Annotated in this window: 1 protein-coding gene; it reads right to left on the reverse strand. The window is 62.9% G+C overall.

The window, feature by feature from the left end; genetic code table 11:
- Positions 1 to 11,612 (reverse strand): Ig-like domain repeat protein (locus BM269_RS28670; protein WP_170860514.1); only part of this gene is annotated, 11,612 nt, incomplete at both ends.

The following is an 11,612-nucleotide window of genomic DNA, read 5'->3' on the forward strand; positions in this document are numbered from 1 at the left end:
GATGCGGCGGCCCAGGTCATCGTACACGTACTGCATGGTGGTGCCGCCGGCACTGGTCACGGTCAGCGTGTTGCCGCGCACGTCGTGGGTGTAGCGGGTGGTCAGCTTCAAACCGTCCGGATCGACCACCTGGGTCATCACCTGGCCCGTCAGGTCGTAGTCCATGCGGGTGACGGTGCCATTGGAGTCGGTCACGCTCACACGCTGGCCCTTGGCATCGTAGCCGTAGCGCGTGACCAGCTTGACCCCGGCCACGTCGACCGTGCGGGTGAACAGGCGGTGGGCGCTGTCGTAGGTGTAAGTCACCTCGTTGCCGTTGGCGTCACGGCTCTTGATCAGTTGGCCGGCCGCATCGTACTCGGAGCTGGTATCGGCCAGCGCGCTGTCGACGGCCAGTAGCTTGCCGTCCTGGTCGTAGCTGTAGGTGGTGACGTTGCCGTTGCCGTCCTTGACGCTGTGCGTCTGGCCGGTGCGGGTCTGCGTGGTGGTCACGCTCACGCCCTCCGGCGTGGTCACGGTGGTGCTGCGTTCGGCCGTGTTGTAGCTGTGGGTGGTGACACGCGACAGCGCATCGGTCTGGGTCAGCACGCGGCCGAAGGCATCGTAGCTGGCCGAGCGTTTTCCGTTCAGCGGGTCGGTGGTCGTGACCACCTGGCCCAGCTTGTCGTAGCCCTGCTGCGAGACGTTGCCGTTGGCATCGACCGAGCGCACCAGGCGGCCGAAGGCGTCGTATTGCGCGCTGGTGGCGTGGTAGATCTTTTCACGCAGGGTGTTGGTGCCCGTTTCCAGGCCGCGGCGGTCGTACGTGTGCAGCGTGGTCACGCCATTGCCGGCGTTGTCGGTGCCTTCCGTTGAAGCCACCACTTGACCAAAGGCGTTGTAGACGGCCTTGTTCACGCCACCGGCGGCATTGGTGGTCTGCACCAGTTCATTGTCGGTGTTGTAGGCGAAACGGGTCACGCTGTTTTGCGCCAAAGCGGCGGACTTCGCCGTGGCCAATGCGGTTACGGCAGTTGCGGCAGCGGAGAGCACGCCGCCCTGCAGGGCTGCCAGCGCGTCGGCCGGCACACTGGTGGCGTAAGCCGTGGTCGCGCTGAGGCGGCCCAGGGTGTCGTACTCGGATTCGGTCACATTGCCTGCCGCGTTGACGGCAAAGCGCAGTCGCCCCGCGTCGTCGTAGAAGAACAGGCTGCGGTTGCCCAGCGCATCCTTCATGCTGGTGCGATGGCCCGATGCGTCGTAGGTGTAGGTGGTGGCGTGCGCCGCCCACACGTCATCGACCGCCGCCGTGTCCATGTCGCCGCGCAGCAGCGCGACGCCGGTGCCCGGCAGTTCGGCCACCACACGGCCTTGCAGGTCGTAGCGCTTCAATACGGTGCGCTCGTCGCTGCTGCCCTTCGCGACCGTGGTGCCGGTGAGCGCGCCCACATTGTCGTAACTGAAGGTGGTGATGCTGCCGTCGGCATTGGTCCGGCTGGCCAGTTGGCCCAGCTTGTTCCACTTGCTGGTCGTGACCTGGTCTTCGCTGCTGGCGACCGGACGCAGTGCATCCAGCGCCGAGGCGGCGCTTGGCGTGCCGAGCGCCTTGTTGGCGTAGCGGCGGGTGGTTTCCAGCCTGCCGCTGGTGTCGTACGAGTATTCGGTCAGGTAGCCTTCGCCATTGACCTCGCCCGACTTCTGGCCCTTCTTGTCGTAATAGACGAAGCTATGGATGTCTGCGGCATTGGCAGCCGGAATCGGCGCCATGCTGAACAGGTCAGCATCGTCCTTGGTCAGATCGATGACCTTCGGTGCTGCCGCGTTTGCGTAGGCGATCGTTTGCACCAGGCGGCCGGCCGCGTCGTAGCGGTACTCGGTCATGAAGCCTTCGGCGTTGATCGTGGCACGCACCTGGCCATTCTTGTTGAAGTACTGCTGGACCTTGCGGTCGGTAGTGTCCTGCCCCAGCGAGACTGTCTTCAGGCCAGGCGTGACCGTCAGCGTGAAGGAAGACGACAGCATCGCCTGGTTTTCCGTGTCGCCCGAGTAGCTGGCAATGATCGTATGCTCGCCCGCCGGCAGGTCGACCCGCGGCAGGAACAGCGATGCCGCACCCGCATTCACGTCAACCACGCCAAGCACGGTTTTGCCGCTGATGAAGGTGACTTTGCCGGACGGTACATTGCCCGTTACCGCAGCAGTCAGCGTCAGCGAGGTGCCTTGCACCACAGGCGCCGTTACCTTGTTCAGGATCACCGATACCGGCGCTGCCATCAGTGTCTCGTCGATGGAGCCGGACATGCTGACCGCGTTGGACGCATCGCCCGAGTACATGGCGGTGACCTGGTTCAGGCCGGCCACCAGGGCGCCAGTGCTGATAGTCGCCACGCCGTTGACCAGCGTACCCACGCCCAGCAAGATGGTACCGTCGTAGAAATTGACGGTACCGGTCGGGTTGCCGTTGCCGCCGCTGACACGGGCGCTCAGTGTCGCCTTGCCGCCCTGTTGCACTGCCGCCGCCGCAGTCGATACAGTCGTAACGGTCGGCTGCCTGGCCGCGTCGGCATTAGGTGAATAATTGATGGTGACGGCCGGGTTGACTTCGTCGCCGGAATAATAGCCCTTCACCCCACTCAAATCTCCCAGCAGGTTCTTGACTGTTATACGTGCCAGCGAGCTATTGAGTGCTGCGCTACCCAGGAAATTGCCGTACTGGTCCCGGAAGCTCACATAGCCCCCCGGATTTGCGCCGGCAACTTTCGCTGCCAGGACGAACGTACCTGGTTCTGTTCCTGGAACACCGGTCAATGACGCAGTAAGGTATTGGCTTGGTGTATAAGCGGTGCTGCTGCTGGAACGCGGAGCATAGTTCTCGTCACCCGAATAGGAGAATTCGAAGGCATAGTAGCTATGGATCTTTGCGTCGCCCGGCCAGCGACCCGGTGGCACGATAAGCACCGCCTTGCCATCGACCACGGTTGCAGAAGCGATGCGTTGCTGCCCGTCACGCGAGAAGATAGTAATCGTCCCTGTCGGGACCGGCTGCTTTCCGTTCCCAACGGTATAGGTGTATGTCCCGGTACCGTCCGCAGCGGTCTGTCCCTGGTAAGAGACATCAGGCTGCGGTTTGGTGACGTACTGCGTAAAGATCAGGCTGCTGACTGGCTCTTCACCGTTGTTGCCGGAATATACTGCGCGCAACTGATTGGCGCCGACCGGCAGCTTCTCCAGCAGGATCGTACCTGAGGCATTGCTGTCAGCCTTGGCGCTGCCTACGAGCTGATTGCCATTGTAGAAAGTGAAAGTGCCCACGCCATTGTAGCGCACCGCGCCCGACTGTTCGACCAGCCGGACGTTGAACGACACTGCGGTGCCATAAAGCGAAGAAGGCGAAGACGAGAAATTCGAAACGACCAAGCGGGGGATGGTCTTCGGCGTATCGGTCACCAGTGGCGCCGGCGCCGAAGCACTGTCGGCGCGCGACACCCAATTGACGACATACTCGGCCCTGATCGGCTCACTGACTGCAATGCCGCTATTGAAGCTCAGGTAGGCCAGGCCATCCTTGACTTGACAGCCACCGAGGTAGGTGCTGCCGCGGTAGAAGTACACCGTAGCTTTCTGGTCAGATTTCAAGTCCGGACGCTCGAGAAGAGCCGGCTGGTCCTTGATTTGCGCTACGACGCGCACTATCTCACCGGCATTCGTATGATCGCTCGACAGGATCAGTGTCGGAGTGATTTTGGCGGAATTCACATACACGGTCGTCTGACCAGAAACCACCGGCGCATTGTTGCTATCGCCGGAGTACACTGCCTTGAAGTTATGTCCGCCGCCATAGAAGTTCGTCGACGTCATCGTTGCGATGCCATCCTTGACCATCGCGCAGCCAACCACGTTCGCATCGTCGTAGAACACCACCATACCGGTCGCCGGCTTGGCGGCATCGCGCACTGTAACGCGAAGGCTCAGGGTCAAAGGTTCGCCATACACTGGCTCAGTGTTGGACACTGACAGCACGACACTGGTCGGCGTAGTTGCCGGTGCCGGAGGCAACGCCACGCCCGACTTGAGCGTCACCTGCAGGTTGTAGCTGGAATTGCCCACCATGGCGTTACCGGCATTCGCGGCGTCGCCGGAGTAAACGGCGCCCAGCGCACCGGACATCACCTTGCTTGCAACGAAAGTGAACTTCGCCGCACCATCCACGATCGGCGCGGTGCCCAGCACGTCACCGCCATGCATGAAGGTCACGATGCCGCCAGGCGCATTGCCTGCAGTGCCATTGGGCTTGGCCGTCAGCGTAATGCTGGTGCCTTGCGGTGCCGAACCGGTTACGCTGCTGGTGAATGCCAGGGAGCCCGGCTGCGGCGCGAGCTCGATAGCCTGTGTGATCGGCTCGGAGGCGCAACCCTGGTTGTTGTTGTCGCCCGAGAAGCGTACGCTCAGCTTGTTGACACCGACTGGCAGCGTGGTCACCGTGACGGCTGCCAGGCCGTTGTACACGTCCGATGTGCCGATGATCTCGGCCCCGTTATAGAAAGTCACGGTACCGGAGGCAAAGCCTGCGCCTTCGCGCTCCACTTTTGCGGTCAGTATCAGCGGCTGGCCCTGCTTCCAGTTCTCGTGAGCGGTACTGAGCGAGATATGGGTCTGCGCCTGCGCCACATTCTGCACGAAGCTGCCGACACTGAACGCGTTATGCTCATCTCCTAGGTAATGCACGGTGAAGGAACTCTGGCCGGCAGGCAGCTTGCCCAAGGTGAGCGTAGCCACGCCATTCACCACTTCGGAGCGTCCAATCACATTGTTGGCGCCGTCAAAGAACTGCACCATGCCGCCCGGCTGCGCGCCGTTGACGCGCACGCTCAGGGTGACCGGGAAGCCTTGCTTTGGCAGCGGGTCCGAACTGGTGATCGTCACCGTGGTCGGCTCAGGCAAGTCGTCGGTCAGGCTGGCCACGCTGGTCTTGTTGGCAGCGTCGCCGGAATAGCTGGCGCGAATGCAGGCGCGGCCAGGCTGAACATTGGAGAGCGTCAGGGTAGCGATGCCCTGGCCGCGCACTTCGGATTCCTTGACGTCAACCACGCCAAGGACGTTGCCGTACTGGTCGTAGAAAGTGACCGAGCCGCTCGGATGGTCGCCCGTCACCAGCGCCGTCAAACGCTGCTCGGTGCCGGCTGGCGTCACCACGGTGTCGCTCTGCAGCGTGGTAACGGAGTAATTGATCTTGACCACGGACCTTGACCCGAACTGGTAAGCGTCGGCAGCGGTGGCGTTGTTGGCATCGCCGGAGTAACACACGATCCAGTCGGCGCTACTCCCCACCGGGATATCGCGCGAGGTAAACGTCGCCACCCCATTGACCAGCTCCATGGCTGCCAGTACCGGGGAATTGGAATTCCAGCTGCCCACGTTCCACAGGAATACCGTGCCGGTCGGGTTGTTGCCGGTAATGCGTATCGTCTGGGTCAAATCGGAACCCTTGATCGGGTCCGCAACAGCCGCGGTCATACTGATGCCTGGCCTTGGCAGGCTTGGCGTGTTAACCACGTTGACTTTGACGTCAGTCGCAGTGGCGGCAGTACCGCCGGCCGCCTTGAACACAAAGCGAACTGTGTGCGGGCCCACTCCGCCCACCTTGTAGTAGTCCCAGGTCCAGCCCGACTCGAAGCCACGCATGACGCCGTCGACCATTGTTTGCGTGCTGTCAAGCTTGCCATCAATATAGACCTCCATCGTGCCGTCCTGGTGCGCGCCAAGCAGCCTCACCTTGAAAGCGATCTTGCCGCTGGACGTGCTGACGGTATCGCTCGAATAAGTGACCTCCACTTCTGAATTGTCGGTGGCTGCGACCGTCGTCTGGGTCACGAGGTTGGAGACACTTTGGGCGTAGTTCGCGTCACCCGAATAAACAGCGGTCAGCTTGTTGGTCGCCACCGGCAGCGCGTTGGTCTTGAAACGCGCGACGCCGTCGAGCAGGGTAACGCTGCCCAGCAGTTCGGTGCCATTGAAGAAGGTCACCGTACCGGTAGCCGGAACACCGTCGACCGTCCCCAGCTGCGCCGCCAGCTCGTTCATTGTGCCGTGCGGGCCAGACTGATTGGAACTGCTCAGCGACACTGTAGTGGCGCTGCCTGCCCCCGGCGCCTGTACGGCAACCGGGGTGGTCACCAGGACGGTACCGACCGCGTTGACAGCAGGCTTATTGCTTGCATCGCCGGCATAGCTGGCGATAATCGAAGCCTGGCCGGACAGGGTCGAGAAAGCGGATGCCGCCAGCGTCAGGCTGGCAACACCGTTCACCACCGAAGCAGTGCCAACCACCCGAACAGTGGCCGGTACCGATTTGCTGTCGCGTACCGAGAACGTCACCAGGCCGGACGGTGCGCTGCCGCCGCCGATCGTCACGCTGGCAGTAAACGGCTGCTCCGCCGCCACAGCGGTCGCCGAACCGGCGGCCATGGTCAGCGTGGTGGTAGCCACGGCCTGCACCTGCACCGCGACCGGTGCGCTCATGATTGAGTCGGCGTAGTTCGCATGCGACTTGGTGAACTTCGCAGTGAGATTGTGGCTACCCGCCCCGAGGTTGCGCAGGGTAATCTGGACCACGCCGCTGGCCGCCGAAGTATTCACGGTGCGCAGCAGGGTATTGCCGTCGTAGAAGGAGATGGTGCCTTCAGGGTACATGGTGCCGGTGCGCGGCACGGAAGCGGTGATCACCACCGGTTCGTCCAGGCGCACCGATGCCGGCGAAGCGGCCATCGTCACTACCGGCGAGGCCGGGATAATATCGGTCGCACTGGCCGCAGAGGCATTCGGCGCATTGTAGGCGTCGCCGAGGTAGTACGCAGTTGCTGCCCAGCGGTTCTGGACATCGATCGGACGGGTTACCACCAGGGTCGCGACGCCATCGATAATGTCGGCCACACCATATGGAGCGTCGCTGAAGGCACCGCTGTGGAACACCACCTTTCCGGTCGGGTGATCGCCGTCGACGCGCGCGGTCAGGACGAATGGCGAGCCGTATGGTACGCGGCCGGGGGTGTTGAAGTGCACCAGAGTCGGCACTTTGGCGGCTTCCTCCATCACCACCTCCGAAGTGGAAGCGACATGCAGGTCGTCGCCCGCGTACACCGCACGCAGGGCATTGCTGCCTGCCGGCAGGCGAACACCTTCCAGTATGGCTTCGCCATTCACGATGTCGACGCTGCCCAGCAGAGTGTCGCCATTCATGAATTTCACTTTGCCGGTCACGCCGGCATCGCCGAAGGCAGCGCGCAGTGCTAACAGCGTGCCCGCGTTGGCCTCCGTGCGCGACGTCGTCAGCACCAGCGGCTTGCTACTGCGCACGACAGTTTCCGTCACGGTCGCCGAAGTGGCGCCGGCATTGTTGGTATCGCCGCCATACACGGCAACCAGTTGCTGCTCGCCCAGCGACAGTTGGTCAACGCTCAGCGTCGCTACGCCGCCGATCAGGTAAGCACTACCCAGCAGCTTGTTGCCGGCAAAGAAAGCCACCGCGCCACCTGGTTGATGACCCGCCACGCGCGCGGTCAGGATGACCGGTGCACCGACTTCACTGGTCAGGGTGGACGCCGCCAGGCTCACCTCCGCGCCATTGCCGATCACTTCACGGCGGACGGAAGTGGAAACGCTGCCCTGGCTGGCGGCATCGCCCGCGTACTCCGCGCGCAAATCGGCCACGCCTTCCGGCAGCACGGTTTCGAGCTTTGCCAGCCCGGCTTTCACGTCGACTTCGGCAATCAGCTGATTGCCATTGAAGAATTTCATGCGGCCGCCAAGCGTCAGCGGCCCCGCCACCTTGGCCAGCATGGTGACCGTGTCCTTTGGCTTGTTCAGCGTTTGCGTCACGATCAGCGAGGTGCTGGTCACGGCGCGCGCCACGGTGAAATTCATCACCGGCGATTCCACCTGGCGTGCGTTGCCGTCGCTCGAGAACTTGGCGGTCAGCTTGTAATCACCCGGCGGCAGGTGGCCCACCTTCAGGATGGCCGTGCTGCCATGGTTCTGGGTCTGCGCCACGCCGATCAGTTTGTCGCCGTTGAAGAAGGCCACCACCGCGCCTTGGCGGGAAGTGAAGCCATCGGTGAAGGTCGCCTTGAAGGTCAGTTCGTCGGTAATCGAAGCACCGCCGACCGCGGAGGTGTTCTTGGTGTCGATGCTGATGGCAAGCGGCGGTGCCGGCTTGGTCTCAACCGGTGGCACATACGACGCGTTAGGTGTGACCTGGACGTTGACTTCGTTCGAAACGTTTTGTTCCATCAGCTTGTATTGGCCGGACAAGCTATACGAGTCATTGTGGTAGTACACCACGCGCAGCGGCATGGTGCCGACCTGGTCCAGCGGCATGGTCCAGGACACAGTGTTCGAACCGTTGGCAAACCACTGGCCGTTCAGGCAGCGCATGCCGCTGTACAACACGGCAACCAACGGGGTACCGATATTGTTCGGGCCCGACAGCGTCGCGGTGATGGTCACATTGCCGCCCTGTACCACCGAGCTTACGTTGGTGCTCAAGGTCATGGCCGGCTTGAGCGGCGGCGCTGGATCCGCCGTGACGGTGGTTGCCGTATAGTCGGCGCTATTGTAATCGTCGCCAGAGTAGTCGGTGCGGATCGTATGGCCCGCGCCACTCCATTGGGCTTCGACCGCAAGCGCGGCCACGCCATTGACGACTGGAACCGTACCGAGCACCACGTTGGTGGTCGTGTCGGTGAACGTGACCGTGCCGCCAATCGGACGCTTGCCATAATTGTCCAGCGTGACGGTAACAGTCTTGGTCTGCCCAACTTCAACGGCGCTGTTGTCAAAGACGCTGGCTTTGATCTGGACGGCGCCGCGGCGCACATGCAGCACGCCGCTGGCGACGGAAGGAGCGATGTTGGTATCGCCATCCTGCACCATGGTCAGGACCTGGTCTCCAGCCGGCAGCAGCGTGTTTTCGACAGTGAAACGATAGACTGAATAGCTGTTCGCGCCATCAATCCTGCCCAGCAGGTTGCCGCGCATATCGTACAGGCTGGCGCCGCCGGCCGGACGTGGGCCGTTCGTCACAAAGCTGAAGTAGAACGTTTCGCCTGCTGTCACAGTCGAGTACTGGCTTGAATTGAATTCGCTGTAGGTATAGCCCGTGCCGGCACGGGCATTGTTCACCTGGTCGGAAGTGCTGATGGTATTGGCTGCGTCGCCGGCATAGCTGGCGATGATCTCGGCCAGCGGCACATTGCTGTTGGCGACACTCAAGCGCGCCTCGCCGTTGATCACCTGGCTTGTTCCCAGTAAGTTGTGATTGCCGTCGAAGAAAGACACGATACCGGCCGGGTTGAAGCCGGTCACCCGCGCAAACAGGCTGGTGACGTTGCCGAATACGGTGTCGTTGCGTGCCACATACAGGCTGGTATGGCTGGTCACGCGTGCAACACGCTCGTCGATGGCTGCCGACGCCACGCTCGCATTATTGGCGTCACCGTTGTAGACGGCCACCAGTTTCTCGGTCCCTGCCGGCAAATTGGTCACCACCAGTTCAGCGCGGCCGCGGATCAGGTTGGCGGTACCGACCACGGCATTCGCCTGGTCATAGAAGGTCACCGTGCCTTGCGGGTTAGGGCCGTCGACCAACGCTGTCAGCGTGATGCGGCCGCCCGATTCGGTCTGGTCGCGGGAAGTCGACAGAACGACAGTAGGCCGTGCTTTTTCCACAGTCTCTTCCAGCATGGCGGAAGTGCTGCCGGCATTGCCGGCATCGCCCAGGTAGACGGCGGTCAGCTTGCCCTGCCCGACCGGCACATTGGTCGCACTCAGGCGCGCCACCCCGTTCACCAGCGCACCGAAGCCAAGCGACACCTCGCCGCTGAAGAAAGCCACCACGCCGCCCGGTGCTGCGCCAGTCACGGTCGCGGTCAGCTGCAACGGCGAGCCGAAACGCACGCTGGTGCTGTCCGCAGACAGCGTAATGCTGGTCGCCGGCAGAACCACGGCATCGGTAGCGATGGAATTGGAGGTGCTGCCGAAGTTGCCGCCATCGCCCGAGTACACGGCGCTGATGTCGCTGTGGCCGGCCGGGATGGTGCCAGTAAAGCTGGCCACGCCGCTGCGCACGACAGCGCTGCCCAACAGGGTCGAACCGGCGAAGAAGGTGACCGTGCCGCTTGGGGCGCCGGCAGCGCCGACCGGAATCTGGCCCGTCACGACCGCAGCGTAGGTGCGGGTATTGCCGGCGCCGCGGACCTCGGCCAGTTGCACCGAGGTGGTGTTGCCGCCCAGTTTGAGCGTCACACCCAGGCCGTTACCCAGTTGCGAAGTATCGATCGGCGTGGACAGGCGGTTGACGGCATAGGCGTTCGATGCGCCATCGTACAGCGTCTGCGTGGCGTAACCCATGCCGTCGACCTGCCAGGCCAGGCGGCCGACCACATCGTAGAAGTTCCAGGATTTCACGTCCTGCGCGCCGGCTTGCGGGCGCAGCGCGTCCACAGTCCAGCCCAGCGCGCGCTCCAGGGCCGCGCGATTGTCGAGCATGCCCAGGTCGGTGGCGGTCGACACCAGCAGCGCTGGGTGTACCGCTGTCGCATAGCGGACGGTGTGCACCAGGTGATTATTGGCGTCGTAAATATACTCGGTCAGCGCGCCAGTGGCGCTCACTTCTCCGGTCTTGCGGCCGGAGGCGTCGTACAGCACGGCGCTCTTGGCGCCATCCGCGCCTTGCGTCACGCGCAGGCGGCCGACCGCGTCATAGAAGTATTTGCTCTCGCCGAGTGCACTGCTGCCGTCGCTTTGCAGCAGCGACACCAGCAGCCCGGCTTCGTTGAAGGTCGAGGTGGTGACCAGGCCGTTGGCCATGCGCAGGACGGATTTGTGGCCCGCATCGTCGTAAACGGTGCTGGTAATGGCACCCGAATCGTCGATGCGATTGAGTACGCGGCCCAGGCCGTCGTAAGTCAGGCTGGTGGTGCCGCTATCCGGGGCGATGGTCTGCAGCAGCTGGCCAGCCTGGCTGTAGACGAAATTGGTCACCGACTGCTTGCCGTCGGCAACGCCGTTGCCGCTGGCATCGATCGCATTCCACTTGGTGACCTGGCTGACCTGGCCACGGAAATCGTAGGCGGTATCGGTACGCACGGTGCGCGACTTGTCGCGGCCGGTAACCCAGCCTGCCAGGTCGCCTTCGCCGTACACGGTGCCGGCATAGGCATCGCCCGTATAAGCGATGCTGCTGATGCGCTGGCCCATGGCGTCATAACGGTACTCGGTCACGCCGCCTTCGCGGTCGACGGTGAAGCGCAGGCGGCGCGCCGCGTCATACACCATACGCACGGTCTGCGGCTTACGGTAACCGGCGTACTGGACGCTCTGGTTGAAACTGATGTTTTCGCTGGTCAGCAAGCCGTTGCTGTAGGTGCGCTCTGTGATATTGCCCATGGCATCGGTAACCTTGGTCTGGTTGCCGAAGGCGTCGTACTCGTACTTGGTCACGGCGCCGGTGCCGTCGACCTGGGTCAGCATATTGCCGGCCGCGTCATAGCTGTAAGCGACGGACGGACTGCTGCCATTGGCCAGTGCCGGGGCCTGCATCTTGATCAGGCGCCCCCAGGCATCGCTGGTCAGGGTGG

This window comes from Duganella sp. CF458 (assembly GCF_900113115.1).
Classification (GTDB): Bacteria; Pseudomonadota; Gammaproteobacteria; order Burkholderiales; family Burkholderiaceae_D; genus Rugamonas.